Raw genomic sequence first — 26,686 nt, 5'->3', positions numbered from 1 at the left:
AAGGTGATGTCGCTACCATCTCCGGCATGCGCAGCAAGGAACTGCCGGAGGCAGTGGCCAGATATTGCGATTTTTGGGGACAGATCGTTGTGCTGCCTGACGTGGGCGAGACTGATGCGGCGAGGCAGATCGTTCTTTGCAAGTGTCATCAGCGAGAGGCGAGGCGATCGCCCGTTCTTCGACTTGCCGCAAGTGTTCGGGCTGGTCGTTGGAAGGCCGGAACCAAAGTGATCAGAGGCAGTTATCCAACGAAGGGCTAATTAAGGAAATGGAGAAACTGCAATGAAAACAATGATCATGTGCGCGTTGGCGCTTTCCATGGGATTGCCCGTTATGGCTTCGGCAGCCGAGGCCGATGTGGTTATCAGAACCCACCATCGACACCAAAACAGCGTCAAGATCATCAACGAAGATGGCCAGCGCTTGCACCATCGCCGCCACGGCGAGGTTGCGTTCTATGACCATGGGCGCCGGCATCATCGTCGAGACACCGTCGTCGTGACAGGCTCCGTCTCCACTCACCGCCACCACCGCCCGGTGGTGATCGAAAACGACGGCTACTGATCCCCCGACCCACGGCCCGGCTCTTGGGAGTCGGGTCGTTTTTCCTTGACGCGCCCAGCCGACAAATTTTGGATCTCTGGATCAAATTGAATGCTGGCGTGACCGACAAACCATTTGCCGACGCGCCGTCCGAAAGCTCACAGAATCTGACTCGCCTGAATGCTACGAGCTGCCGCTCGTGAAAGTTGAGGGTTCGCCCGCCACACAGGTACAGCGAGCGAACCCTATCAGCGCAGGAAGGGACATAACAGCGCCGATGTGTAAAACTCGTGGGCGACCTCCGGGATGCTCAGCCAAGAGCTATGCCCATCACCATGAAGGTGATGGCCACGGCGAAGACCGGTGCGAGCAACCAGCGCGCTTGGCCAACACTCCTCTCCATCAGCTTCCTCCCGCAAACGTGCAGCGGACAACGATCGCAAGCAGTGGCCGTTCCGAGCGACATCCCAGATAAGACCATTGCGTTTTGCGATCGGACTTAGGTCCGGTTCCCTGCCCGACCGAAGCCCGACCTGGGAACCTTTTGCACTTGCCCCAAGTTCGGTTGGTTGGGCGCAAAGACCATCAAAAATGAAACGGATGACCATCATCATGTCGAACATTGAGACTGCAAGATCCCATGCCTTGGGGATGCGCGTCGCTGACCTCAAGGCCAAGATGGAGGAGGCCCAAATTACCGAGGGCGAAATGAAGGCCTTCCACAAGGTCGCTGCCATCATGGGGGACCGCCAGGGCCGAATTGAAAGCGACGACCTGATTGCCGCATCCTTCGTCACCGACACGCTGCCGAATAGCCAAAAGCCTTGAGTGACCATGCCAACAATCAGCAGACTTTTTGATTCCCATGCCCAAGCGGCCCGGGTCGCCGGCGACCTTGTGGCGGCCGGAATTCCTCGGGTACAGATTGCCGTCATCGGACCTTACAATGACGAAGTGGGATCTCTGTGGGCTTCCGCTTTGGGGGCCATCCTTGGCGCTGCCGCTGGCGGGTTGACCTGCCTGAGCGCAGTTGCAGCCGACGGCATCAGTGCTGCGAGCGTATGGGCGACAGCGGTCGCAGGTGCGGTCTGCGGCGGCATTGCTGGCGGCCTGCTTGGAACATTCACCGTGACAGCCGTGAAGACGGATGATCGCAGTAGTGCTGAGGGGATCGTTTTGGTGACGGCTCATGTCGATGAAAATGAGACCGACATCGCCCAGGCAGTGCTCGGCGGTTACGCCCCGACTACAATCGTCGCCGAAGCAGCGTGAGAATTTCTAGGGAATTGAATAAACAGCCCGACAACCGTTGTGGCCGGAGATCACCAAAATGCGCGAAAAGCCCGCCCCGGCGTCAGCCGAGACGGGCTCTCTCCGTTTACCAGTGATTGAATTAAAGCACTCGACGGGTACCAACTTCGAGTGCCCGAGAATGTTCCTGCCTTAGCCGGTAAGGCTGAGCGCAGTGGCAGGGTCCTTCGCAGTCGCAAACTTTGACGAAATGGCCTTCGGCCCTAGATAGTTCGGTGGATACTATGGGTCGATGAAACGGCGAGCCGGATGCGACATGAATTTGAATTCGACGACAGCCTTGCCACCGGCCCTGATGATTGCACTGTTTCTTGTCGCTGGCTGTTCATCGATCAGCAGAACCGTCGATCCGGCGAAATACGATTCGATGACATGCACCGAGCTCAACAGCGCGCTGGGAGACATTGCCCGTAACATCTCGCAAACCGCAATCACCCGCGGCAAGGTCGTGAACACCAGTGTTCCGCGCTGGCTGCTGGGCGGCTCGCGCGTGAAGACCGCAGTCGCCGGCCGCGAAACGGCCAGGATCGACCGGCTGAAGCAGCAACAAGATGCCATGGTCGCGGTACGGGCAAACAAGTGCCCGCGGTCAACGGACTGAGTGAACAGACCATCTGCGGCTACTGCCTTCCAGTGGCTCAGGCGCTCAGGCGAAACCGCGTGACGTCGATCGCCGCGGCCATCAGCGTCTGAGTGTAGACGTGCTGCGGATTGCTGAAGATCGCCTCGGTCGGCCCCTCCTCAACGATCTTGCCCTGCTTCATGACAATGATGTAGTCGGCCATGGCGCGCACGACCGACAGATCGTGGCTAATGAAGAGGTAGGACAGTTCGTGATCTGCCTGCAGCTTGCGCAGCAGTTCGACGATCTGTTTCTGCACCGAGCGGTCGAGCGCCGAGGTCGGCTCATCCAGCACCACCAGCTTGGGCTTCAGGATCATGGCGCGGGCAATGGCGATGCGCTGTCGCTGGCCGCCGGAGAATTCGTGCGGATAGCGGTTGCGGGCATTGGGATCGAGGCCGACCTCGCGCAGGGCCTCGACCGCACGCAGGTCGCGTTGCTTGCCCGAAAGGTTCGGCTCGTGCACCAGCAGCCCTTCGGTGATGACCTGGCCGACAGTCATGCGCGGCGACAGCGAGCCGAACGGGTCCTGGAAGACGAGTTGCATCTGGCGCCGCAGCGGCCGCATCGCCTGCCGGTCGGCCTGGGAGATGTCGCGATCGCCAAAACGGATCAGGCCGTCGCTCGGCAACAGCCGCAGCAGGGCGCGGCCGAGGGTCGATTTGCCGGAGCCGGATTCACCGACGATGCCGATGGTCTGGTTGCGCTGCAGCCTGATCGAAATGTGGTCGACGGCACGTAGCATCAGCGGCTCACCGGCAAGAAAGCCGCCGCCGATCTTGAACGTCACCTCGACATTCCTGCCTTCGAGCAGCACCGGGGCATTGGCGGGCGGCGGTGCCTTGCTGCCGGTCGGCTCGGCCGCCAGCAGCATTTTCGTATAGGCATGTTGCGGGTTGACGAAGATGGCTTCGGCCTCCCCCTCCTCGACAACCTCGCCCTGACGCATGACATAGACCCGGTCGGCAAAGCGCCGGACGATGCCAAGATCATGGGTGATGAAGACGATCGCCATGCCGAGCTTGCGCTGCAATTCGGCCAAAAGCATCAGGATCTGCGCCTGGATCGTCACGTCGAGCGCCGTCGTCGGCTCGTCGGCGATCAATATGTCGGGGTCGTTGGCGAGCGCCATGGCGATCATGACACGCTGGCGCTGGCCGCCCGACATTTCGTGCGGATAGGATTTCATCCGTCGCTCGGGATCGGGGATATGCACCAGCCGCAGCAGCTTGAGCGCCTCTTCGTGCGCCTCCGCAGCATTCAGGCCCCGATGCCGGCGGATCGGTTCGATCAGCTGGTTGCCGATCGAATAGAGCGGATCGAGCGAGGTCATCGGCTCCTGGAAGATCATGCTGATCTTGGCGCCGCGGACCTTGTTCAGCTCGGATTTGCTTAAAGTCAGAAGATTGCGGCCGCGATAATCGACACTGCCTGTCGCTTCGCCATTCGATGCCAGCAGGCTCATCGCCGCCATCATCGTCTGGCTCTTGCCGGATCCGGATTCGCCGACCACGGCAACGGTTTCGCCCGCGTTGACGTGGATGTTGATGCCCTTGACCGCCTCGACCGCGCCATCGAGCGTGCGGAAGCGAACACGCAGGTCTTTGACGCTGAGGATCGTTTCGGAAGCAGCCATTTCAGCGATCCCCATCTTTATCGATCCCCATCTTAGCGATCCCTTGGGTCGAGCGCGTCGCGCAGGCCGTCGCCGACGAAGTTCAGCGCGAACAGCGTCGAGACAAGGAAGAAGGCTGGAAACAGGAGCAGCCAGTTGGCGGTGCCGATGTTCTTGGCGCCGACCGAGATCAGCACGCCCCAACTGGTCATCGGCTCCTGCACGCCGAGCCCGAGGAACGACAGGAAACTCTCCAGGATGATGACCTGCGGCACCAGCAGCGTCATGTAGATCACCACCGGGCCGAGCAGATTGGGGATGACGTGGCGCAGCAGTATACCGCTCTGGCCGACGCCCATGGCTTCCGCGGCCTGGACATATTCCTGGCGGCGGATCGACAGCGCCTGGCCGCGCACGATGCGCGCCATGTCGAGCCACAGCACGGCGCCGACCGCCAGGAACATCAGCACGAAGTTGCGGCCGAAGAACACCACCAGCATGATGACGAAGAAGATGAAGGGCAAGGAATAGAGCACGTCGACGATGCGCATCATCACCTCGTCGACCTTGCCGCCGGCAAAGCCGGCAGCGGCCCCGTAGACCACGCCGATGACCACCGCCACGACGCCAGCGAGCAGGCCGATGGCCAGCGATATGCGCCCGGCCATCAGCGTGCGCGAGAGAAGATCGCGGCCGGTGTTGTCGGTGCCGAACAGGAAATATTGCTGCTTTATCGACGCGCTCATCGTCACTTCGAGGCCGTCGGGCGACTTGCTCTCGATCTTGGTGTCGTCAAAGGCATCGGAGCGGTCGAGATAGCGGATGTTGCGGTCGTCGATCGGCTTGGTCGACTTGACGGTGACGAAGACCTGGTTGCCTTCCTGCCGCCACTCCTTGATGTCGACCCGCATGCGCTTGATCGCTTCGGTGAGCGCCGTCTCGATCATGTCGGCCTTCGGATAGGCCGACATGCTCGGCGGCATGCGCACATAGTCGGCATAGATGGTGGTGTATTGATGCGGCACGAACCAGGGCCCGAACACGCTGACGACACCGATCAGGGCGAGGTAATACAGGCTGAACATGGCGGCGCGATTGGCCTTGAGGCGCGCCCAGGCATCACCCCAGAGCGAACGGCCGATGACGGCGGGAGCCGTGGCTGCGATGTCAGTCATAGCGCACCCTCGGGTCGACGACCGCGTACATGACGTCGACGATCAGGTTGAAGACGATGGTGAAGATGGCGATCACCACCACCGTTCCCATCACCAGCGTGTAGTCGCGGTTGAGCGCGGCATCGACGAAATAGCGGCCGACGCCCGGAATGGAGAAGATGGTCTCGACGATGACCGAGCCGGTCAGCAATGCCGCCGCTGCCGGGCCGGTAAAGGAGACGATCGGCAGGATGGCACCGCGCAGCGCGTGCTTGACCACCACCGACCAGTCGGAAAGGCCAAGCGCGCGTGCCGTGCGAATATGGTGAGACCGCAAGGATTCGATCATCGAGCCGCGCATCAGCCGGGCGACGATGGCGATCTGCGGCAGAGCGAGCGTCAGCACCGGGCCGACCTTGTTGATGAAAGCACCATCGCCCCACCCACCGATCGGCAACAGCCTCCAGGTCAGCCCGAACAGGAGCTGGATCACCGGTGCGATGACGAAGGTGGGGATGGTGCTGCCGGCGGTCGCCAGCGCAATCACCGTATAGTCGCCGAGCTTGTTCTGGTTGAGCGCGGCAATGGTACCAAGCACGGACCCGAGCAGAAGTGCCAGGATCAATGCCGAGGCCCCGAGCTGAACCGAAATGGGCAGTCCCTTGGCGAAAAGTTCGGTGACGGTGAAATCCGGCATGTTGTAGCTCGGGCCGAAATTGCCGCGCAGCAGATTGCCGAGATAGTGGACGAATTGCAGCCAGAGCGGATCGTTGAGGCCGAACTGGGCTTCAAGGTTGGCCCTGATCTCGGGACTCAGCCCCCGCTCCTGGTTGAATGGACCGCCTGGCGCGACGCGCATCAGGAAAAACGCCATGGTCACGATGACGAACAGCGTCGGGATGGCGGTCAGAAGCCGCCGTAATACGTATCGCAGCATCGGTGCCCCGCTTGATCCAGAGCAACGCCCGTCCAACTGGACGGTTGCGCTCTAGCCTTCAAATCTTCGCACCGACATGCCGAAAATCGATTCCGGTTCCCGGGCCGATGCGATGGCAAACCATCGCCGCCGCGCCCTTCGGGCGCGACGGCTTGGCCAGGGAGTTAGTCCTTGCTGACGAAGCGGGACGGATGCACGTCCATCACGTTGTCCACGAAGCCATGCAGCTTCGAGGAAACGATATCGTGGTAGCTGTAGTAGAGAAGCGGGATCTGGCCGACGTCATCGACGAGGATGCGCTCGGCGTCGGCAAGTTCCTTCATGCGCTCTTCGGGCTTGCCGCCGGCGGCGGCCGCCTTGTCCATGGCCGCTTCATAGGCCGGGCTGTTGTAGTCCGAATAGTTGTTGCCGCTGGCCTTGCGCGAGATGCCGAGGAAGGTTTCCGGATCCTTGTAGTCGGCGATCCAGGCGGCACGTGCCAAATCATAGTTGCCCTTCTGCTCGAGGAAGGAGTAGTGGGTCTTGGTGTCGGTGTTGAGCAGCGTGACGTCGACGCCAAGCGGCTTCAGCTGTTCCTGGATGGCGACCGCAGTGTTCTTGTGGTTTTCCGACGTGTTGTAGCGGATCTCCATCTTCAGCGGTTTTTCGGGCGTATAGCCGAGTTTCTCGAGGATTTTCTTGGCTGCGTCCTCGCGGTCGATCTGCGGCATGTCGGCGTATTTGGCCATTGCGGGCGTGTAGCCCTCGATGCCGGGAGGCACCATCGAATAGCCGGGCAGCATCGAGTTCTGCCAGACTTTCTCGGCGAGGAAGTCGCGGTCGATCGCCATCGAGATGGCGTTGCGCAGCTCGACATTGTCCCACGGTGCCTTGTCGGTCTTGATCGCATAATAATAGGTGCCGAGATACGGGCCGACGTGGATCTGGTCGCCGAACTTGGTCTTGAGGTCAGCGAGCTGCTCAGTCGGGAGATCGTCGTAGCTGTCGAGTTCGCCGGCCTCGAAGCGCTTCATTGCCGATGAACGGTCCTCGGTCGGGATGTAGTTGACGACGTCGAACTTGACGGTCGCAGCGTCCCAGAATTTCGGATTCTTGACCAGCTTCATGTGATCGTTGGGAACCCATTCCGCCAGCGTATAGGCGCCGTTCGAAACGAGATTGCCGGGCTTGATCCAGTCGGCACCGAGCTTTTCGATGGAGGCCTTGCTGACAGGGTAGGTCGCCTGGTGGGTCAGCATCTCCAGGAAGTAAGGCGTCGGCGCTTTGAGCGAGACTTCCAGGGTATTTGCATCAATCGCCTTGACGCCCATATCCTCGGGCTTGCCCTTCTTGGTGTTGAAGTCTTCCGCACCCTTCACCGGATACAGCATCGAGGCGTATTCGGCGCCGGTCGCCGGATCTTCCAGCCTGTGGAAAGCGTAGACGAAGTCATCCGCCGTCACCGGGCTGCCATCCGACCAGAGGCCGTCCTTGCGCAGCTTGAACGTATAGACGGTGCCATCGTCCGACACTGTCCAGCTCTCGGCGGCGCCGGGAATGACATTGGCCTTCTCGTCCTGCATGACCAGGCCCTGGAACAGGTCGCGCAGGACATTGGCTTCATAAACCGTCGAGGTCTTGTGCGGATCGACCGATTCCGATTCAGCGGCGGTGCCGCGGTTATAAACGGTCTCGGCGAAAGCCTGCGTGTAGAACGTGCCGGCGGCCAGCGTCATGGTTGTGGCGAACACCGTCGCCTTCAGCATGTTTTTCATCAGCATGAAGAGTTCTCCCTGTCGGCGCTGCCGTCGGCGCGCCTTCTAAGTGTTGACGCCCCGGAGCCGATATCTGACCCCTTTGAGCGCGCCACCGGTTCCCTCCGATGGCTGGTGGCAGGAGACTAGACAGGAGGTAAGCTCTTTTCAACCGAGTACTGATTGACCTTAAGTCAAGAACCAGAAGTCAAAGAAGACGTCCGCTAAATTAGTGCGAGCTTTCAATCATTCACAGCCGCAGGTTGCACCAAGAGTTTTCGCTTTTTGCATGCGAACTTTGGCATGCTCAGACCCATGGTTCGCAATCTCACTCCCATGGCCAGAGGCCGCCAATTCCGGATAGACGCTTCGGGAACTTCGGCGGTTGAGTTCGCCCTGCTCTCCCCAATCTTCATCCTGATCCTGCTCGGAATGGTTGCATACGGCATATATTTCGGTGCGGCGAACTCGATCCAGCAAATCGCGGCGGACGCCGCCCGGACAGCCATTGCGGGGACGAACCAGACCGAACGGCAAACACTGGTGGCGAGCTTCGTCACCAACAATGCCGGCGGATATCCTTTCGTGGATGTCAGCAAGCTGACCTACCAGGCCAATGACAGCGTTGCCGATGGAAGTCAGTTCGTCGTGTCCATCCAATACGATGCCCGCAACCTGCCGATCTGGAATCTTTTCCCAGGCATAGCGATGCCAGGCACCACGATCACGCGCCAGTCAACGATCAGGGTCGGGGGCATCTGAATGTTGCTACGTGAGCGCAAGGAGATCTTCCGGCTTGCACGGTTGATGTTGGGCGACAGAAAGGCCAATTTCGCCGTTATGACGGCGCTCATGGCGCCGGTCGCGCTGGCGCTGGCTGCGGTGGCCATCGACGAAGCTTCGATCTACACCGAGCGCCGCGAGGCGCAGGCAATGGTGGATCTGGCGGCGATCACCGCCGCCTCGAACATCACCAACATCAATGCCGCGGTCGTGACCACGTTGACCGACAACGGCATGCCAAATGTTGTCGTTGAAACCTCGGGACAGACGATCACTCCGGCCGTCGGGAAAACCGTGGTGTCGGTCACGCCAGGGCGATACGCGGCATCCGGCGCCAATTTGAGCCAGCGCTTCCAGGCCAGCGTAACCCCCTACAATGCCGTCCGTGTGACCCTGAAGAAGATCCCTGCCCGCTATTTCGCGAGTTCGCTGATCCCCTCTCCCGTCATCGGTACCCAGGCCACGGCCAGCATGACGCCGCAGGCGACGTTCTCGGTCGGGTCGAGGCTCGCCAGCGTCAATGGCGGCATCCTCAACGCACTTCTCGGCAGTCTTCTCGGCGGCAACATTTCGCTCAGCGTCATGGACTACAACGGATTGATCTCGGCCGACGTCAGTGTCCTCTCCTTCATAAGTGCCCTTGCCACACAAGTGAACGTGACCGGCGGCACCTATTCGGATGTGTTGGCCTCCAAGGCGACCGTCGGTCAGATCGCTACCGCCATGGCCAACGTGCCCGGACTTGGCAACACGGCCAAGGTCGCCCTGCAGACGATTGCTTCCAAGTCGACCAGCACGGTCAAGATCCCGCTCAGCAGCCTTGTCGACCTCGGCTCCGCGGGCAGCCTTGGACTGGGACAAACCCCGACAGGCCTTGGGGTCGATGCCAGCGCCATGGGAATGCTGACTGCCGCCGCCGTGCTGGCAAACGGCACCAACCAGGCTCAGGTCAATCTCGGAGCCACCGTACCCGGGCTTTTGTCCACCGCGCTTACCATTGCCATTGGCGAGCCGGCGCAATTCTCGCCTTGGCTGGCCGTCGGCGGTATCGGTACTACGGTGCGCACCGCCCAAACGCGTATCAAGCTGGTGGCGACCGTCGGGGTCGGCACGCCCGGTCTCGGTGGCGGCATCAGCTTGCTGGCCGTCAATCTGCCGCTCAATGTGGAAGTCGCCTATGCCGAAGCCAAACTGACCGACATCACCTGTCCGACAGGGCCTTCCAGCATCAAGGTTTCCATCGCCGCGCACCCAGGCATTGCCTCGCTACACCTGGCCAACAGCAACAGCTCAGGCTTTGGCGACTTCAGCCAACCGCAGACATTCACCGACGCGGAAATCGCGGATGTGAGCCTCAAGCTGCTGCTGATCAACATTCCGCTGATACAGGTGATGGGCTCCGCCGCCACCGCGATCACCAACAACAACCCGACGACGCTGACCTTCGACGCAGCCGATATCACCAACAAGACGATCAAGACCGTTTCGACGCGCAACGTCACGCAGTCGCTCACCACATCGCTGGTCAGCAACCTGTCGCTTTCGGTCAATGCGCTTGGTCTGGGAATCGATCTGACCGCCCTGCTCGGAACGGTTAAGCCGGCAGTGATGGCTGTCCTCAACGGTATAACGGCACCGGTCGACGACCTGCTCTACAATGTGCTTTCAGCCCTTGGCGTGGGTGTCGGCGAGGCCGATGTGCGGGTTACCGGCGCGACTTGCGGACGCTCGGTACTCGTCCAGTAAAGAGGCCGAGCCATCAATCGAGGCGACCAAAAAAGTATCCGAGCGCGGGCAACGAAAGTTCGGCCTCGTCGATGACCGCCGCATCGCCGTCAAGCTTTGCGATTGCTCCGACATCAGGCGGCAACGGCCAAGTCCCTTGCTCCCCAGCGAAATTGAAGACACAGAGCAATCTTTCACCGCCGCCTTCGCGGACGAATGCGAGCACGTCGCCCTCAGCGTCAAAAAAGCGGATCGACCCTGATACCAGCGCCTCGTGCCCCCTGCGCAACGCCAGCGCGGCCCGATAGGACGCGAGCACCGATGCCATGTCGGCATTCTGGACGTCGACCGCGCGGGCGCGATGGCTGGCCGGTATCGGCAGCCATGGCCTGGCCGTCGAGAAACCCGCATTGTCAGCGCCGGCCTCCCAGACCATCGGTGTGCGACACCCATCCCTGCCCTTGACGCCCGGCCAGAAGCGGATGCCGACGGGATCGCGCAGATCCTCATAGGCAAGCTCCGCCTCTTCCAGGCCGAGTTCCTCGCCCTCGTAGAGGCAGATCGAGCCGCGCAGGCAGGACAGCAGCGTGATCGAGAATCTGGCGATGGCGTCGGGATCGCTGCCCGACCTTGTCCAGCGGCTGACATGGCGCACCACATCATGGTTGGAAAACGCCCAGCAGACCCAGCCATCGGGAACGGTCGCCTCGAAAGCTTCGACGCAGCCACGCACATGTGTCGCCGAGAACTGCGGGCCGAGCAGGTCGAAGGTGTAGCACATATGCAGCTTGTCGCGGCCTGAGGTGTAGGCGGCGAGCGTCTGCAATGAGCGGCCTTCATCGCCGATTTCGCCGACGGCGGCACGATCCTCGTACTCATCGAGCAGGGCCCTGAAGCGGCGAAGAAATGCCAGGTTTTCCGGCTGCGTCTTGTCGAACAGATGCTCCTGGTAGAGATAGGTGTTGGTCTCGCTGTTGGTGCCGGCGACGCTCGACGCCAAAGGCGGATTGCCGCGCAGCCAGCGGTCGTGGACATAGTAATTGACCGTGTCGAGCCGGAAACCGTCGACGCCGCGCTCCAGCCAGAAGCGCACCGTTTCCAGAAGCGCGTCCTGAACCTCCGGATTGTGGAAATTCAGATCGGGCTGCGAGGCGAGGAAATTGTGCATGTAATACTGCCGGCGGGTCGAATCCCATTCCCAGGCCGGGCCACCGAAGACGGAGAGCCAATTGTTGGGCGCGCTGCCATCGGGCTTGGTATCGGCCCAGATATACCAGTCGGACTTAGGGTTATCGCGGCTGGCGCGGCTTTCGACAAACCAGTCGTGCTTGTCGGATGAATGGGACAGCACCTGGTCGATGATGATCTTTAGGCCAAGACGATGCGCTTCGGCGACCAGCGCATCGAAATCCTCAAGCGTGCCGAACATCGGATCAACATCGCAGTAATCCGACACGTCATAGCCCATATCGGCCATCGGCGACTTGAAGAAAGGCGACAGCCAGACGGCGTCGACACCAAGCGAGGCGACATGGGCGAGTCTCGATGTAATGCCGACGAGATCTCCGCTGCCGTCGCCGGTCGTGTCCTGGAAGGAGCGCGGATAGATCTGGTAGATGACGCAACCGCGCCACCATCCGGCCTTGTCACTTGCCGCCATTGCGCTTCTCCCTTGTGCCGGCCTGCGCTCGTTCGATCATGAAGATCACCGTCCGCCCCGATACCGGGCGCGAGATGTCCACTGCATCGCCTGTCTCCAGGGCTGGCGCCCAGAAAAATCCTTCGCGCTCGGGCAACGTGACCATGCAGGCCCGGCGATCGCCGTTGATGATGACGGCAAGGCGGCTGGCGCCGCCCAGGATCATGACCAGGCGGTGCCGCTGCGGATCTTGCCAGCTCTGTTCGTCGAGCGGCGCGCCTGTCTCGGTCAGCCATGCGACGTCCGGTATCTCCGAACCTGCCGGTGGCTGGCCAGTGAGGAAGCTTGTGTCGGAAAACGCGGGCACTGTGCGACGCAGCGCCGCGAGCTGCGCCGTGTAGAGTTCCAGCGGCTGATCGCGGCCGGCCCAGTCGAGCCAGGTGATCGCGTTGTCCTGCGCATAGGCGTTGTTGTTGCCTTGCTGGGTCCGGCCGAATTCGTCGCCCGCGGTCAGCATGATGGTGCCGCGTGAGGCAAACAGCGTGGCGAGCAGCGCACGCTGGTCGTTGAGGCGAGCCGCGGCCACGGCCGGGTCGTCCGCATCACCCTCGACACCATTGTTCCACGACAGGTTCTCATCGTGGCCGTCGCGGTTCTGCTCGCCATTGGCTTTGTTATGCTTGTGTTCGTAGCGCACGATGTCGGCGAGCGTCATGCCGTCATGGGCGGCGATGAAATTGACACTGCGGCTGGCGCCTTGCCCGTTCGCGGCAAACACATCGGACGAGCCGGCAAGCCGGGTCGCCAGGGCGCCGACCATGCCGGCGTCGCCACGCCAGAAGCGCCTGACATCGTCGCGGTACTTGTCGTTCCATTCGAGGAAAGGCGGCGGGAAATTGCCAAGCTGATAGCCATCCGGACCGATGTCCCACGGCTCGGCGACCAACACACGATCGGCCAGCAGCGCGTCGTCGCGCGTCGCTCTCAGCAGCGGCGCCTCGGCATCGAATGTGCCGTCAACCCGCCCCAGGATGGGCGCCAGGTCGAAGCGGAAGCCGTCGACGCCGGCATCCCTGACGAAATGGCGAAGCGTGTCGAGGACCATTTCCTGGACGACAGGATGGTCGCAAGCGACCGTGTTGCCGGTTCCGGTGTCATTGGCCAGCCTGCCGTCTGATGTGTGCCGGTAATAGGCGTGGTTGTCGAGGCCGCGCAGCGACAGCGTCGGGCCTAGCCTGTCGCTCTCGCCGGTGTGGTTGAAGACGAGATCGAGGATGACGCCGATGCCAGCCTGGCGCAGCACGGCAACCGTGTTTCGCAATTCCATGATGCCGCCCGGCGCCAGACGCGGATCAAGGGCCATGAACGTGACAGGATTGTAGCCCCAGGCATTGCGCAGCCCAAGCGGCGGCAGATGCCGCTCGTCGATCGACGCGGTTACCGGCATCAGTTCGACCGCGCCAACGCCGAGTTTCTTCAGGTGCTCGACAACCAGCGGATGAGCGAGAGCGGCAATGGTACCACGCAACTTTTCCGGAACGTCCGGATGCAGCATGGTGAAGGCGCGCACCGGAATTTCGTAGATCAGGCCGCCGGGCTGGAAGAGCGGCGGCGCTGCCTGCACTGGCTTCGGCAAGGCAGCGGCAATCGCCTTCGGCATCAGTTGCGCGGTATCGGCCCCCTCGCCCCGGCGCTGGGCCAGCCGCCAGTCATAGGTGTAGGACCTGTCGATCTCGACCGCGTAAGGGTCGGTGAGGAGCTTGGCGGGGTCGAACCACAGCCCGCGCTCCGGCGCGTAGTCGCCATCGGCGCGAAAGCCGTAGCGGGTGCCGGGGCCAAGGCCCGCAACGAACAGCGCATGGACGCCCTCGCCTTGCGGCTGCAGTTCGAGCCGTTCGATTTCCCGCTTGCCCTGTTCGTCGAAGATCGAGACCCAGAGCCGGCGGGCGGCCTGCGACCACGCGGCAAAGCGGATGCCGCCCTCCGAAACAAGTCCGCCAAATCGCGGCCGATCAGCGGCCGGCATCGCAGATTTCATTAAGTGATAACGCTTGGCTTGGGGCGGCCGGTATGACTGTGAATCCCGGCAATATCATCGGCCGCGGCAATCAGATCGGCAAGGGCGGCCTGCGTGTCGAGATCGTGCCTCGACTTGTCCGGCTCGTAGCGCTCGATGTAAACGCGCAACGTCGCGCCCGACGTGCCGGTGCCGGAAAGCCGGAAGACGACGCGCGAGCCGCCTTCGAACAAGATCCTGATTCCCTGGTTCTTGCTCACCGAACCGTCGACCGGGTCGTGATAGGCAAAGTCGTCGGCATTGGCGATCTTCAGGCCGCGCACGCTGGTGCCGGGCAGCGAAGCGAGCTTGGCACGCAACTCGTCGACCAGCGCATTCGCCCGGTCGCTCTCGACCTCTTCATAGTCGTGCCGCGAATAGTAATTGCGGCCATAGGTCGCCCAGTGCTCGGTGACGATCTGCTTGCAGCTTTCGCCGCGCGCGGCAAGGATGTTGAGCCACAGCAGCACCGCCCACAGGCCGTCCTTTTCGCGGACATGGTTGGAGCCGGTGCCGGCACTTTCCTCACCGCAGATCGTCGCCATGTCGGCATCCAGCAGATTGCCGAAGAACTTCCAGCCGGTCGGCGTCTCATAGATGCCGATGCCGAGTTTTTCAGCAACACGATCGGCCGCGCCGCTGGTCGGCATCGAGCGGGCAATGCCTTTCAAACCGGCCTTGTAGCCGGGCGCCAGGCGGGCGTTGGCGGCGAGCATGGCGACCGAATCCGACGGGGTGACGAAAATGCCCTTGCCGATGATCAAATTGCGATCGCCGTCACCATCCGAGGCGGCGCCGAAATCCGGCGCGTCCGGTCCCATCATCTCGTCATAGAGGTGTTTGGCGTGGACAAGATTCGGGTCCGGATGGTGGCCGCCAAAATCCGGCAGCGGCTTGAAATTGCGGCAGGTGCCGTTGGGCGCGCCAAGCCGGTTTTCCAGGATTTCCTTGGCGTAAGGGCCGGTCACTGCATGCATGGCGTCGAAGCGCATGCGGAAGCCGGATTTGAACAATTTGCGAAGTGCGTCGAAATCGAACAGGCTTTCCATCAGTTCGGCATAGTCGGCGACCGGGTCGATGATCTCGACCGTCATGCCGGCGGCCTTGACCGTGCCTGTTGTGTCGATGTCGATCGGATCAATGTCGGCGATCTTGAAGCTCGAAATCGTCTTGGTCTTTTCGAAGATCGCGTCGGTCAGCTTTTCCGGCGCCGGGCCGCCATTGCCGGCATTGTACTTGATGCCGAAATCCTCGTGCGGGCCGCCCGGATTGTGACTGGCCGACAGGATGATGCCGCCAAAGGTCTTGTATTTGCGGATGACATGCGAGGCGGCCGGCGTTGACAGGATACCGCCCTGCCCGACCATCACCTTGCCGAAGCCGTTGGCGGCGGCCATGGCGATGGCCTTCTGGATGACTTCGCGGTTGTAGAAGCGGCCATCGCCGCCAATCACCAGCGTCTTGCCCTTGAAGCCATCGAGCGCGTCGAAGATCGACTGGATGAAATTCTCGGCATAGTGCTCCTGCTGAAAGACAGGCACCTTCTTGCGCAGGCCCGACGTGCCAGGCTTCTGATCGGAATAGGGTTTGGTGGGAACGGTCCGTATCATGCTTCAGGCAACCCTTTTCGAAAGCAGCAAGCGATAGAGTTCAACATATTTGTCCGCGCTCTTGTCCCACGACACGTCGGCCTTCATGCCCTGGCGCTGCAGCGATTCCCAGACCGCCGGACTGGCATGGGCGTCGACGAGGCGGCGGATGGCGTGCAGCAAGGCACCGCCATTGTTGGGCGCGAACTGGAAGCCGGTGGCGACGCCGGCCGAAACAGCGGCCTCATTGGCATCGATGACCGTATCGGCCAGGCCGCCGGTGCGGGCAACCACCGGCACGCAGCCGTAGCGCAGGCCGTAAAGCTGCGTCAGCCCGCACGGTTCGAAGCGTGAGGGAATGACGATGGCATCGCAGCCGCCCTGCATGATGTGCGACAGCCCCTCGTCGTAGCCGATGACGACCCCGATGCGGCCGCGATGCCTGGCGGCGGCGGCAAGCAGCGCGCCTTCGAGGCCGGCATCGCCTGAACCCAGGATGGCCAGGCGCGCCCCTGTGGCAACGATGCCGTCGACCACCAACGCCAGTATGTCCATGCCTTTCTGCCAGGTCAGGCGGCTGACGACACAGACGATCGGGCTGTCGTCGCGATCGAGGCTGAAACGTTCCTCGACGGCGGCCCTGTTGGGCGCGCGCGCCTTCAGCGTGCTCGCCGTGTAGGGGGACACCAGATGCTTGTCGGTTTCGGGATCCCAGATGCCAGTGTCGATGCCGTTGACGATGCCATAGAGATCGCTGGAGCGCATGTTGATGAGGCCGTCGAGGCCCATGCCGAATTCCGCCGAGCGGATTTCCTGCGCATAGGTCGGGCTGACCGTGGTGATCGCCCAGGCGGCCTGCAGGCCCGCCTTGAGGAAGCCGACGCCGCCATAATATTCAACGCCGTCAAGCGCCATCGCCGCTGCCGGCAAGCCAAGCTCGCCGAAGATGCCGGCGCCGAACTGGCCCTGGAAGGCGAGATTATGAACGGTCATCATCGACGGTATGCCGACCGCCTTGCCGTAGCGCATGTAGGCCAGCGTCATCGCCGACTGCCAGTCGTGGGCATGGACGATGTCGGGCTGGTAGCCCGAGATGGCACCGCCGGCGATATCGCCGCCGACCTGGCTCAGCGCCGCGAAGCGCCGCCAGTTGTCGGGCCAATCGACGCCGGTCGCATTGCCATAAGGACCGCCGGGACGGTCGAACAGGTGCGGCGCGTCGAGCACGAACAGCTCGAGCCCGGCAAGCTGGACGGAATGGACAGAGGCCTTGCCGCCCTGCAGCAAGGGATATTGCAGAACCGCCCTCTTTTTCTTGAAGGCGGCCATAACGGTTGGAAAACCAGGAATGAGCGTGCGCATGGTCACGCCCTTGGCCGCCAGCGCAATGGGCAGCGCGCCGGTCACGTCGGCAAGCCCGCCGGTCTTGATCAGCGGGAAAATCTCGGGCGTGACCGACAGAACCTGCATGCGCCTATAATCCGATCCTGTCTGTCCTAGAGTTCTTTGTCTTGACGCAATTCCGGACGGAAACAGTTTCACACTTTTCCTGGAATTGCCCTAAAGCGCCAGCTTGTCGATCATATCCTGTGTGACCAGGCAGATGCCTTTTTCGGAAACGCGGAAGCGCTTGGCGTCGAGGACGGGATCTTCGCCGACCACCAGCCCTTCCGGTATCCTAACACCATGGTCGATGACGACGCGCTTCAACTTTGCGTTCCGGCCGACATGAACGTCGGGCAGCATGACGACTTCTTCCAGCGTAGAATAGGAATTGATGCGCGCCCCGGTGAAGATCAGGCTTCTCTTCAGCGAAGCCCCCGAGACGATGCAATCGCCCGAGACAAGCGAGGACACGGCCGAACCGCGGCGGCCATCCTCGTCATGCACGAACTTTGCCGGCGGCTTCAATTCGGCATAGGTCCAGATCGGCCAGTCGCGGTCGTAGAGGTCGAGCTCCGGCGTGATATCGGTCAGGTCGATGTTGGCTTCCCAATAGGCGTCGACCGTTCCGACGTCGCGCCAATAGGCCTCGTTCTCGGCGGTCGAGCGGACGCAGGACTTGGCGAAGCGGTGCGCAATCGCCTTACCGTGCTGGACGATGTAGGGGATGATGTCCTTGCCGAAGTCGCGGCTCGAGCCCGGCTCGGCCGCATCGCGGCGCAACTGCTCCATCAGGAACTTGGTCTTGAAGACATAGATGCCCATCGAGGCCAGCGCAAACTCCGGCTTGTCGGGAATGCCGGGCGGGTCGGCGGGTTTTTCGACGAAGGCGATAATGTTGTCCTTGGCATCGACATGCATGACGCCGAAGCCGGTGGCTTCCATCCGCGGCACTTCGAGGCAGCCAACGGTGACGTCGGCATTGGCGTCGACGTGCTGGCGAAGCATCATCTCGTAGTCCATCTTGTAGATATGGTCGCCGGCCAGGATGACCATGTATTCGGGCCCATAGGCCTCGATGATGTCGATGTTCTGGTAGACGGCGTCGGCCGTGCCCTCATACCATTGCGTTTCCGAGACGCGCTGACTGGCCGGCAAGATGTCAAAACTCTCGTTTCGCTCGGGCCGCAGGAAGTTCCAGCCGCGCTGCAGATGGCGGATCAGCGAATGCGCCTTGTACTGGGTGGCGACACCGAGGCGGCGAATGCCGGAATTCAGAGCATTGGAGAGCGCGAAGTCGATGATGCGCGTCTTGCCGCCGAAATAGACAGCCGGCTTGGCACGCCGGTCGGTCAGTTCCTTGAGGCGGCTGCCGCGGCCGCCGGCCAATACATAGGCCATGGCATCGCGCGCCAGCGGCTGGGTCCGTTTCAAGTCTGCCATTTTTACCCTCCCAAGTTACTCGATCTCGACATGCATCCAGTTTCGATGGGCTCAGTCCGCGACGAGTTCGAGCATGATCGTCGACAGCGGCGGCAAAAGCATCGTCGCGGAGATGCTTCCTCCCTCCGCCCGCGCCTCGACCATGCCGCCATTGCCCTTGCCGGAACCGCCATATTCAGAAGCGTCGGTGTTGATGATCTCGCGCCATTTGCCGGCCGTCGGCAACGGCACGCGATAATTGTCGCGCGGCACCGGCGTAAAATTGGAAATGACGGCCACCGGGTTGCCACCCGGTGCGCTGCGCAGCCAGGCAAAAACCGAATTCTGGCTGTCGTCTACGATTAGCCAGGAAAACCCTTCCGGCTCGCAGTCGCGGCCATGCAGCGCCGGGCGCGAACGGTAGAGATAGTTGAGATCGCGCACCGTCTGCCAGACGCCGCGATGCGGCCGGAACTCAAGCAGGTTCCAGTCGAGCGCGCGCGCCTCGCTCCATTCGCGGCGCTGCGCGAACTCCTGCCCCATGAACAGGAGCTTCTTGCCGGGATAACCCCACATGAAAGCGTAGTAGGCGCGTAGCGTCGCGAATTTCTGCCAGTCGTCGCCGGCCATCTTGCCAAGCAGCGTGCCTTTACCGTGCACGACCTCGTCATGCGAGAGCGGCAGCACGAAATTTTCCGAGAAGGCGTAGGTCAGGCCGAAGGTGAGGTCGTTGTGGTGATGCTTGCGGAAGATGGGCTCCTTGGAGAAATACTCCAGCGTGTCGTGCATGAAGCCCATGTTCCACTTGAAGCCGAAGCCCAGGCCGCCTTCATGCACCGGTGCCGAGACCTTCGGCCATGAGGTCGATTCTTCGGCGATGGTCATCACGCCCGGATGGTGGCCGTAGACCTCCTTGTTCATCTTCTGCAGGAAGCTGACCGCCTCGAGGTTCTCCCGGCCGCCCTTCTCGTTGGGGATCCATTCGCCGGCCTTGCGCGAATAGTCGAGGTAGAGCATCGAGGCGACCGCATCGACGCGAAGTCCGTCGACATGGTATTTCTCGGCCCAGAACAACGCGTTGTTGACGAGGAACGACACAACCTCGCGGCGGCCGAAATTGTAGATCGCGGTGTTCCAGTCGGGATGAAAACCCTTGCGCGGATCGGCATGTTCATAGAGCGCGGTGCCATCGAAATTGGCCAGGCCATGCGCGTCGACCGGGAAATGCGCCGGCACCCAGTCGAGGATGACGCCGACGCCGGCGCGGTGGGCGCCATCGACGAAACGAGCAAAGCCGTCCGGGTCGCCGAAGCGGGCCGACGGCGCGTAGAGGCCGGTCGTCTGGTAGCCCCAGGACGGGTCATAGGGGTGTTCAGAGATCGGCATGAATTCGATATGGGTGAAACCGGTCTCGACCACATAGGGGATCAGCCGGTCGGCCAACTCATCCCATGACAGGAACGTACCGTCGTCGTGAAGCTGCCAGGAGCCGGCATGGACCTCGTAGATCGAGATGGCTTCGCGCCGGTGATCGGCATTGCGCCAGAAATTGCGGTGCGCCTCGTCGCCCCACTCATGCGCCGGCGGCACGGCCACGACCGAAGCGGTGGCCGGACGCAGTTCGGATTTGAAGGCGAACGGGTCGGCTTTCAGCGGGAGTCTTACGCCATCGGGGCCGATGATCTCGTATTTGTAGGGCCGTCCGGCACCGATGTCGGGTACGAACAGTTCCCAGATGCCGGTGTCGCGGCGATCACGCATCGTGTGCCGGCGGCCGTCCCATTCGTTGAAGTCACCGACCACCGAGACGCGCCGAGCATTGGGAGCCCAGACGGCGAAATGCACTCCGGAAGCGCCTTCGTGGTCAATGACATGGGCGCCGAGCTTGTCGAACAACCTTAGGTGCGAGCCTTGGGCGATGTAGTAGTCGTCCATCGGGCCAAGCACCGGACCAAACGAATAGGGATCGGTCAGCCACCAGTCACCGCCGGCATTGCGCGCGTGATAGCGCAGGGGCTGCCGCTTCCTGATCGAGAGCTTGCCTTCGAAAAAGCCGCCATCGTCGCGCCTGGACAGTTCACCCGCTATGGTGCCGGTCAGCGTGTAAGCGGTGACGAATTCCGCATGCGGAACGAAGCAGCGGGCATACAGGCTCTTGCCGACCTCATGGACACCAAGGACCGCGAAGGGATCTCCGTGCGTGCCGGCAACAATCGCCGCAACATCGCTGGCTGGCGCCAGTCCGTCCGGCCCGCTTGTCGCAGCGGTCGCGCGCGGCTTCTTCATCAGGCAGTGTCCCTCCCCGGGCACCAAGTTTCTAGTGATGAGAATCCGACATTCAAACTCACATCACCGGGACCACATTGTTCGCGGCCTCATGCAATCACATCAGACAGGCACGTTCCAGATTTCTTTCGCATATTGGCGGATCGTGCGATCGGAGGAGAACCAGCCGACACACGCAACGTTGCGGATTGCCCTGGCGTACCAGTCGGGACTGTTGCGCCAGACCGCATCGACCTCGCGCTGGGCGGCGGCATAGGCATCGAAATCGGCGGCAACCATGAACCAGTCGCTGTTGTAGAGACCGTTGATAAGGTCGCGGTAACGCTCCGGGTCATCAGGCGAGAAGACGCCTGACGAAACGGCGGCAACCGCTTGCGCCAGCTCAGGCGATCCCTCGATGACGGCGCGCGGGTTGTAGCCATTGTTGCGCCGCTCGGCGACCTCGGCCGTGGTCAGGCCGAAGATGAAGATGTTGTCGTCGCCGACGCATTCCTTGATCTCGACATTGGCGCCGTCGAGCGTGCCGATGGTCAACGCGCCGTTCAGAGCGAACTTCATGTTGCCGGTGCCCGACGCTTCCATGCCGGCGGTCGAGATCTGCTCGGACAGGTCAGCGGCCGGCATCATGATCTCGGCCAGGCTGACATTGTAGTTCGGCACGAACACCACCTTCAGCAAACCGCGCACGGCCGGATCGCGGTTGATGACCTTGGCGACGTCGTTGGCGAGTTTGATGATCAGCTTGGCATTGTGGTAGCTGGGCGCCGCCTTGCCGCCGAAGAATTTCACGCGCGGCATCCAGTCGCGCTCGGGATGCGAGCGGATCTGATCGTAGAGAGCGATCGCCTCGAGGATGTTCAGAAGCTGGCGCTTGTATTCGTGGATGCGCTTGATCTGGATATCGAACAGCGCCGAGGGATCGACCTTGATGCCGAGCCGGTCGGCGACGAGGTTGGCCAGCCGCGCCTTGTTGGCGCGCTTGACGGCGGCGAATTTGTCGCGAAAGGCGGCATCGCCGGCGAAGACATCGAGATCCTTGATGGCATCGATGTCGTCGAGAAAACGGTCGCCGATCGCCTCACGAGCGAGCGACGTCAGCCCGGGATTGCACTGGATCAGCCAGCGCCGCGGCGTGATGCCGTTGGTCTTGTTGTTGATGCGATCGGGATAGAGCTTATGCAGGTCGGCGAACACCGTCTCCTTCATCAGGTCGGTGTGAAGCGCCGAAACACCGTTGATCGAATGCGAGCCGACAAAGGCCAGATTGCCCATGCGCACCCGGCGGTCGCCATTTTCCTGGATCAGCGAGATGCGGCCGATCTGTTCGTCCGAGAACTGGTTGGAGGCACGCGCCTCCAGAAGCACCTCGGCGTTGATGGCGTAGACGATCTGCATATGGCGCGGCAAAAGCCGCTCGAACAGCGGCACCGGCCAGCTTTCCAGCGCCTCGGGCAGCAGCGTGTGGTTGGTGTAGCCGAAGGTGCGCTTGGTGATGCTCCAGGCGAGGTCGAAATCCATGCCGTGCACATCCATCAACAGGCGCATCAGCTCGGGCACCGCGATGGCCGGATGGGTGTCGTTGAGATGGATCGCAGCCTTATCGGGCAGCGACTTCAGGTCGCCATACTGGCTGAGATGGCGCTGGACGATGTCCTGCAGCGAGGCGGTGGAGAAGAAGTACTCCTGCCTGAGCCGCAGTTCCTGCCCGGCCTTGTGGGAATCGGCGGGATAGAGCACGCGCGACAAGGCATCGGCCTTGTTGCTTTCGGCAAGCGCGCCGATGTGGTCGCCGGCATTGAACTTGTCGAGCAGGATCGGATCGACAGGCATGCCCGACCAGAGCCGCAGCGTGTTGACGCGATTGGCCCGCCAACCGACGACGGGCGTGTCATAGGCGACGGCCAGCACATGCTCGGTCGGCTTCCAGACATGGCGCTCGAGCCGGCCGTCCTTGGAGGTGATCGATTCCACCGAACCGCCGAACCCGACCTCGAACGAGCGCTCCCGGCGTTCGAATTCCCACGGGTTGCCGTGATCGAGCCAGGTCTCGGGCAGTTCGACCTGCCAGCCGTCATGAATCTCCTGGCGGAACATGCCGTTGGCATAGCGGATGCCGTAGCCATGCGCGGGAATGTCGACGGTCGCCATGCTTTCCATGAAGCAGGCGGCAAGCCGGCCGAGGCCGCCATTGCCGAGTGCCGCATCCGGCTCGAGTGCGGCGATGAGATCGAGATCGACGCCCAGCGACGACAGCGCCTCGCGCATATTGTCCATCAGGCCGAGATTGGAGAAGGCATCGCGCATCAGGCGGCCGATGAGGAACTCCAGCGACAGATAGTAGACGCGCTTTTCCTGCTGGTCGTAGGCCTCTTTCGTCGCTTGCATCCAGTGGTCGACGATGCGGTCGCGCACGACCTTGATCGAGGCGGTCAGCCAGTCGTACTGGGTCGCGACGGTGGTGTCCTTGCCGACCCGGTATTTGAGGGCCATCAAGACTTCCCTTGCGAGCGTCTCTGGATCAGGATTTTCGAGCAGTGGCGGGAGGGGTTCGGATGTCATCGCGCTCGTCATGCTGCCTCTCGTGCGGTTGCCATGATCATACCGGCTTTCATGGTTCCTCCCAGCCCATGCTAGCTGATACCGCTATATATTCAATCGATTTAGATTAGCTCATGCTAGCTTACCCTGCGGCAATTTGCCAATTTAAAGCGCGGCGCGCTCAGACATTCCGCGCGACGCGCTTCAAGTTTTTGTTCCGTGCATGCCGTCCCAAAACCGCTACGCACTTTTGGGCGACATGCATCAGGCAGCCAGCGCCGCCTCCGGCGGGACCTTTGCTCCGGTCATGAAGGCGACGGCGTCGGACATCGTATATTGCTTGGGATCGATGACGCAGAGGCGACGGCCGAGCCGATGGATGTGAATGCGGTCGGCCACTTCGAAGACATGCGGCATGTTGTGCGAGATCAGCACGATCGGCAGGCCGCGCTTCTTGACGTCGAGGATCAGTTCAAGCACGCGGCGGCTTTCCTTGACGCCAAGGGCGGCCGTCGGCTCGTCCATGATCACCACACGGCTGCCGAAGGCGGCGGCGCGCGCCACAGCCACGCCCTGGCGCTGACCGCCAGAGAGCGTCTCCACCGCCTGGCTAATGTTCTGGATGGTCATCAGGCCAAGCTCGGTGAGCTTGTCGCGGGCGCGCTTTTCCATCGCCGGACGGTCGAGCATACGAAGCCAGTCGCCCAGAAAACCCGGTTTGCGGATTTCGCGGCCAAGGAACATGTTGTCGGCGATCGACAGCGCCGGCGACAGCGCCAGATTCTGATAGACGGTCTCGATGCCGGCTTCGCGGGCTTCCATCGGTGATTTGAAGGCGACGGGTTTGCCTTCAAGCCGGATCTCGCCTTCATCGGGCACGGCCGCGCCGGAAATCGCCTTGATGAGCGACGACTTGCCGGCGCCATTGTCGCCGATGACGGCGAGGATTTCACCCGGGTAGAGGTCAAAGTCGGCATTGTCGAGGGCGGTGACGCGGCCATAGCGCTTGACCAGGCCACGAGCGGTGAGAATGGGTTCCTGGGTCATGGTCATGCCGAAACCTTTCTGATCCATTGGTCGACCGCCACGGCGCCGATGATCAGCACACCGGTGAGCAGCACTTTCCATTGCGGATCGGCGCCCAGCATGTTGAGGCCCATGGAGACGACGCCGACGATCATTGCGCCGAACAGCGTGCCCAGGATCGAGCCGCGTCCGCCAAACAGAGAAATACCACCGATCACCGTCGCGGTGATCGCTTGCAGATTGTAGTCGGTGACGGCGGCTGACGGCGAGATCGAACCATTGCGGCCGATGGAGACCCAGGCCGCGAAAGCGGCGATCAGCCCGGCAAGGGTGTAGACCGTCATCAGCACCTTCTTGGTCTGGATGCCCGACAGCTTCGCCGCCTCCTGGTCATCACCAACGGCGTAGACATGGCGGCCCCATGCCGTGTGATTGAGCACGTACCACAGGATCAGAACGAGCACGACCGTGGCAATGACGCCGAGCGTCAGCACCGCCGTGCCGACCTTGAAGCTCAATGCAAACAGATGCAGCAGCGGCGCCTGGGTGTCGACGTCGGTGTCGCGGATCGTCTCATTGGCCGAATAGATGAAGTTCGTGGCCATGACGATGTTCCAGGTGCCAAGCGTCACGATGAAGGGCGGCAGCTTCATGTAGGCGACCAGCACCCCGTTGAGCAGCCCGCAGGCCGCGCCGGCGGCAAGTCCGATCGCCACGGCGAGCACGCTGGGCATGCCGTAGCTGACCGCGCAATTGCCCATGATCACCGCTGAAATCACCATGATCACGCCGATCGACAGATCGATGCCGGCGGTCAGGATGACCAATGTCTGCGCAGCACCCAGAATGCCGATGATGGCGATCTGCTGCAGGATCAACGTCAGCGTGTAGGACGAAAAGAAACGCCCTCCGATGGTGATGCCGAAGACGATGATCGCCAGAACCAGCACGATCAGCGGCACCGCTGCCGGCGTTGAATGCAGGAAATGCTGGATGCGCTTGACGGCCGATTTATGCTCGTCAAAAGCGGCAACGCTTGTATCGCTGCTCGAGAGAACCTTCTCGAATTCCTGAGCTTGAGCCATGTTTCCTCCCCGTTGGGTGCCAGCCACGCGCCAACACCCGTCCACGCTTTTCCGGTCTATTGCCGGGATTGTTCGCGGTCACGCGACCCATCGTCCACCCGAAGCGGCCGGGGATCAAGCCCCGACCGCTCAGGTTCCGTAGATGCCGGTCAGACCGGCATCAGCCCCAGCACTTGGCGAGACCTTCCTTGGTGTCGATGGACTTCACGCCAGTGGCCGGCTTGTCGGTCACCAGGTTGACGCCGGTATCGAAGAAATTCTTGCCTTCGGTCGGCTTCGGCTTGGTTCCGTCCTTGGCGAAAGCGGCGATCGCCTCGATGCCAAGTGCTGCCATCTGCAGCGGATATTGCTGCGATGTGGCGCCGATGACACCTTCGGCCACCGACTTCACGCCGGGGCAGCCGCCGTCGACGGAGACGATCAGCACCTGGCTTTCGAGGCCGACAGCCTTGAGCGCCTGGTAGGCGCCGACAGCGGCCGGTTCGTTGATGGTGTGGATGACGTTGATGGTGTTGTCCTTCTGCAGAAGGTTCTCCATCGCCTTGCGGCCGCCCTCTTCGTTGCCGTTGGTGACGTCGTGGCCGACGATGCGCGGATCGGTCTCGTCGCCGATCTTGTTGGGGTCCTTCACGTCAATGCCGTAGCCCATCATGAAGCCCTGATCGCGCAGCACGTCGACGGTCGGCTGCGACGGCGTCAGGTCAAGGAAGCCGATCTTGGCGTCCTTGGCCTTGTCGCCGAGCGTGGCGGCGGCCCAGGCGCCGATCAGCTTGCCGGCTTCGAGATTGTCCGTCGCAAAGGTCGCGTCGGCCGCGTCGATCGGATCGAGCGGCGTGTCGAGCGCGATCACCAGTAGGCCGGCATCACGCGCCTTCTTCACGGTCGGCACGATGCCCTTGGTGTCGGACGCGGTGATCAGGATACCCTTGGCGCCGTCGGCGATGCAGCTTTCGATCGCCGCGACCTGGCTCTCGCTGTCGCCGTCGATCTTGCCGGCGTAGGTCTTGAGGTCGACGCCGAGTTCCTTGGCCTTCGCGGTCGCGCCTTCCTTCATCTTGACGAAGAAGGGATTGGTGTCGGTCTTGGTGATCAGGCAGGCGCCGACACCGGCCGCGGATGCGGACGAGGCAAACGCCATCAGGCCCAGAGCCGCGGCGGCAAACACGGTCGATTTCAATAGTTTTGTATTGGTCACGATTTTCCTCCCAGTGGAACCATTCCGATGCCGGCCAACCGGCA

The 26,686-nt window shown here is 62.0% G+C and carries 20 protein-coding genes; 6 read left to right on the top strand and 14 right to left on the bottom strand.

Annotated elements, in window-relative coordinates:
* Nucleotides 1–282: 282 nt before the first annotated feature.
* From C8D77_RS11405 to C8D77_RS11390, 4 genes are all read left to right on the top strand, one after another.
* Nucleotides 283–564 (top strand): hypothetical protein, encoded by a 282-nt coding sequence (locus C8D77_RS11405; RefSeq protein ID WP_109662451.1) that lies wholly within the window; start codon nucleotides 283–285, stop codon nucleotides 562–564.
* 591 nt (nucleotides 565–1,155) lie between these two features.
* Complete coding sequence (locus C8D77_RS11400; RefSeq protein ID WP_109663311.1) at nucleotides 1,156–1,371, top strand: hypothetical protein; 216 nt, start codon at nucleotides 1,156–1,158, stop codon at nucleotides 1,369–1,371.
* 6 nt (nucleotides 1,372–1,377) lie between these two features.
* A complete protein-coding gene (locus C8D77_RS37580; protein ID WP_164757676.1) occupies nucleotides 1,378–1,815 on the top strand; it encodes a hypothetical protein in 438 nt (145 codons plus the stop codon).
* Nucleotides 1,816–2,110: 295 nt separating this feature from the next.
* Nucleotides 2,111–2,455, top strand: a complete 345-nt coding sequence (locus tag C8D77_RS11390) for a hypothetical protein (protein ID WP_109662448.1) — start codon at nucleotides 2,111–2,113, stop codon at nucleotides 2,453–2,455.
* Nucleotides 2,456–2,492: 37 nt separating this feature from the next.
* Here the strand turns inward: C8D77_RS11390 and C8D77_RS11385 are convergent, their stop codons facing one another.
* From C8D77_RS11385 to C8D77_RS11370, 4 genes are all read right to left on the bottom strand, one after another.
* Nucleotides 2,493–4,112 carry an ABC transporter ATP-binding protein gene (locus C8D77_RS11385; protein WP_109662446.1) on the bottom strand — a complete coding sequence of 540 codons (1,620 nt, stop codon included), beginning with the start codon at nucleotides 4,110–4,112 and terminating at the stop codon, nucleotides 2,493–2,495.
* Nucleotides 4,113–4,144: 32 nt separating this feature from the next.
* Nucleotides 4,145–5,266 carry an ABC transporter permease gene (locus tag C8D77_RS11380; RefSeq protein ID WP_109662443.1) on the bottom strand — a complete coding sequence of 374 codons (1,122 nt, stop codon included), beginning with the start codon at nucleotides 5,264–5,266 and terminating at the stop codon, nucleotides 4,145–4,147.
* Nucleotides 5,259–6,182 (bottom strand): ABC transporter permease subunit, encoded by a 924-nt coding sequence (locus tag C8D77_RS11375; protein ID WP_109662440.1) that lies wholly within the window; start codon nucleotides 6,180–6,182, stop codon nucleotides 5,259–5,261. Before C8D77_RS11375 ends, C8D77_RS11380 begins: the two co-directional genes overlap by 8 nt.
* A gap of 164 nt (nucleotides 6,183–6,346) precedes the next feature.
* Nucleotides 6,347–7,939, bottom strand: coding sequence for a peptide ABC transporter substrate-binding protein (locus tag C8D77_RS11370; RefSeq protein ID WP_109663306.1), 1,593 nt, complete (start codon nucleotides 7,937–7,939; stop codon nucleotides 6,347–6,349).
* A gap of 291 nt (nucleotides 7,940–8,230) precedes the next feature.
* Here C8D77_RS11370 and C8D77_RS11365 point away from each other — a divergent pair, with 291 nt between their 5' ends.
* Together C8D77_RS11365 and C8D77_RS11360 are read left to right on the top strand one after the other, a co-directional pair.
* Nucleotides 8,231–8,677, top strand: coding sequence for a TadE/TadG family type IV pilus assembly protein (locus C8D77_RS11365; RefSeq protein ID WP_245951747.1), 447 nt, complete (start codon nucleotides 8,231–8,233; stop codon nucleotides 8,675–8,677).
* Nucleotides 8,678–10,444 carry a Tad domain-containing protein gene (locus C8D77_RS11360; RefSeq protein WP_109662435.1) on the top strand — a complete coding sequence of 589 codons (1,767 nt, stop codon included), beginning with the start codon at nucleotides 8,678–8,680 and terminating at the stop codon, nucleotides 10,442–10,444.
* A gap of 13 nt (nucleotides 10,445–10,457) precedes the next feature.
* On the opposite strand, the gene bglA is transcribed toward C8D77_RS11360, so the two are convergent.
* The 10 genes from bglA to C8D77_RS11310 form a co-directional block, all read right to left on the bottom strand.
* Nucleotides 10,458–12,083 (bottom strand): beta-galactosidase BglA, encoded by a 1,626-nt coding sequence (bglA, locus tag C8D77_RS11355; RefSeq protein ID WP_109662432.1) that lies wholly within the window; start codon nucleotides 12,081–12,083, stop codon nucleotides 10,458–10,460.
* Nucleotides 12,070–14,088: a glycogen debranching protein GlgX gene (gene glgX / locus C8D77_RS11350; protein WP_109662430.1), complete on the bottom strand. Its 2,019-nt coding sequence runs from the start codon at nucleotides 14,086–14,088 to the stop codon at nucleotides 12,070–12,072. The genes bglA and glgX overlap by 14 nt, the downstream gene beginning before the upstream one ends.
* A gap of 11 nt (nucleotides 14,089–14,099) precedes the next feature.
* Nucleotides 14,100–15,728: an alpha-D-glucose phosphate-specific phosphoglucomutase gene (locus tag C8D77_RS11345; protein WP_109662428.1), complete on the bottom strand. Its 1,629-nt coding sequence runs from the start codon at nucleotides 15,726–15,728 to the stop codon at nucleotides 14,100–14,102.
* A 3-nt stretch (nucleotides 15,729–15,731) separates the two neighbouring features.
* Nucleotides 15,732–17,177 (bottom strand): glycogen synthase GlgA, encoded by a 1,446-nt coding sequence (gene glgA / locus C8D77_RS11340; RefSeq protein WP_109662426.1) that lies wholly within the window; start codon nucleotides 17,175–17,177, stop codon nucleotides 15,732–15,734.
* Between the two features lie 90 nt (nucleotides 17,178–17,267).
* On the bottom strand, nucleotides 17,268–18,533 hold the full coding sequence (gene glgC / locus C8D77_RS11335; RefSeq protein WP_109662424.1) for a glucose-1-phosphate adenylyltransferase: 1,266 nt from the start codon (nucleotides 18,531–18,533) through the stop codon (nucleotides 17,268–17,270).
* 51 nt (nucleotides 18,534–18,584) lie between these two features.
* Entirely contained in the window at nucleotides 18,585–20,798 is a 2,214-nt protein-coding gene (glgB, locus tag C8D77_RS11330) for a 1,4-alpha-glucan branching protein GlgB (protein ID WP_109662422.1), read from the bottom strand.
* 102 nt (nucleotides 20,799–20,900) lie between these two features.
* The gene (locus C8D77_RS11325; protein WP_109662419.1) at nucleotides 20,901–23,369 is read right to left on the bottom strand and encodes a glycogen/starch/alpha-glucan phosphorylase; all 2,469 of its coding nucleotides are present in this window, start codon (nucleotides 23,367–23,369) and stop codon (nucleotides 20,901–20,903) included.
* 231 nt (nucleotides 23,370–23,600) lie between these two features.
* A complete protein-coding gene (locus C8D77_RS11320; RefSeq protein WP_027035860.1) occupies nucleotides 23,601–24,383 on the bottom strand; it encodes an ATP-binding cassette domain-containing protein in 783 nt (260 codons plus the stop codon).
* Between the two features lie 2 nt (nucleotides 24,384–24,385).
* Nucleotides 24,386–25,447, bottom strand: coding sequence for an ABC transporter permease (locus C8D77_RS11315; RefSeq protein ID WP_109662417.1), 1,062 nt, complete (start codon nucleotides 25,445–25,447; stop codon nucleotides 24,386–24,388).
* A 160-nt stretch (nucleotides 25,448–25,607) separates the two neighbouring features.
* Entirely contained in the window at nucleotides 25,608–26,585 is a 978-nt protein-coding gene (locus C8D77_RS11310) for a sugar ABC transporter substrate-binding protein (protein WP_395316708.1), read from the bottom strand.
* Between the last annotated feature and the right edge of the window lie 101 nt (nucleotides 26,586–26,686).

The sequence above is a fragment of the Mesorhizobium loti genome (genome assembly GCF_003148495.1).
Taxonomy (GTDB): domain Bacteria; phylum Pseudomonadota; class Alphaproteobacteria; order Rhizobiales; family Rhizobiaceae; genus Mesorhizobium; species Mesorhizobium loti.
The sequence above is the reverse complement of the archived record's forward strand: the minus strand, read 5'-3'. Positions and strand labels throughout refer to the sequence as shown.

What these genes read in the sequence shown, in the direction of transcription:
- C8D77_RS11405 (WP_109662451.1), top strand. Translation starts at nt 283, where the DNA reads ATGAAAACAATGATCATGTGCGCGTTGGCGCTTTCCATGGGATTGCCC.
- C8D77_RS11400 (WP_109663311.1), top strand. Translation starts at nt 1,156, where the DNA reads ATGTCGAACATTGAGACTGCAAGATCCCATGCCTTGGGGATGCGCGTC.
- C8D77_RS37580 (WP_164757676.1), top strand. Translation starts at nt 1,378, where the DNA reads ATGCCAACAATCAGCAGACTTTTTGATTCCCATGCCCAAGCGGCCCGG.
- C8D77_RS11390 (WP_109662448.1), top strand. Translation starts at nt 2,111, where the DNA reads ATGAATTTGAATTCGACGACAGCCTTGCCACCGGCCCTGATGATTGCA.
- C8D77_RS11385 (WP_109662446.1), bottom strand. Translation starts at nt 4,112, where the DNA reads ATGGCTGCTTCCGAAACGATCCTCAGCGTCAAAGACCTGCGTGTTCGC.
- C8D77_RS11380 (WP_109662443.1), bottom strand. Translation starts at nt 5,266, where the DNA reads ATGACTGACATCGCAGCCACGGCTCCCGCCGTCATCGGCCGTTCGCTC.
- C8D77_RS11375 (WP_109662440.1), bottom strand. Translation starts at nt 6,182, where the DNA reads ATGCTGCGATACGTATTACGGCGGCTTCTGACCGCCATCCCGACGCTG.
- C8D77_RS11365 (WP_245951747.1), top strand. Translation starts at nt 8,231, where the DNA reads ATGGTTCGCAATCTCACTCCCATGGCCAGAGGCCGCCAATTCCGGATA.
- C8D77_RS11360 (WP_109662435.1), top strand. Translation starts at nt 8,678, where the DNA reads ATGTTGCTACGTGAGCGCAAGGAGATCTTCCGGCTTGCACGGTTGATG.
- bglA (WP_109662432.1), bottom strand. Translation starts at nt 12,083, where the DNA reads ATGGCGGCAAGTGACAAGGCCGGATGGTGGCGCGGTTGCGTCATCTAC.
- glgX (WP_109662430.1), bottom strand. Translation starts at nt 14,088, where the DNA reads ATGCCGGCCGCTGATCGGCCGCGATTTGGCGGACTTGTTTCGGAGGGC.
- C8D77_RS11345 (WP_109662428.1), bottom strand. Translation starts at nt 15,728, where the DNA reads ATGATACGGACCGTTCCCACCAAACCCTATTCCGATCAGAAGCCTGGC.
- glgA (WP_109662426.1), bottom strand. Translation starts at nt 17,177, where the DNA reads ATGCAGGTTCTGTCGGTCACGCCCGAGATTTTCCCGCTGATCAAGACC.
- glgC (WP_109662424.1), bottom strand. Translation starts at nt 18,533, where the DNA reads ATGGCAGACTTGAAACGGACCCAGCCGCTGGCGCGCGATGCCATGGCC.
- glgB (WP_109662422.1), bottom strand. Translation starts at nt 20,798, where the DNA reads ATGAAGAAGCCGCGCGCGACCGCTGCGACAAGCGGGCCGGACGGACTG.
- C8D77_RS11325 (WP_109662419.1), bottom strand. Translation starts at nt 23,369, where the DNA reads ATGACGAGCGCGATGACATCCGAACCCCTCCCGCCACTGCTCGAAAAT.
- C8D77_RS11320 (WP_027035860.1), bottom strand. Translation starts at nt 24,383, where the DNA reads ATGACCCAGGAACCCATTCTCACCGCTCGTGGCCTGGTCAAGCGCTAT.
- C8D77_RS11315 (WP_109662417.1), bottom strand. Translation starts at nt 25,447, where the DNA reads ATGGCTCAAGCTCAGGAATTCGAGAAGGTTCTCTCGAGCAGCGATACA.
- C8D77_RS11310 (WP_395316708.1), bottom strand. Translation starts at nt 26,585, where the DNA reads ATGGCGTTTGCCTCGTCCGCATCCGCGGCCGGTGTCGGCGCCTGCCTG.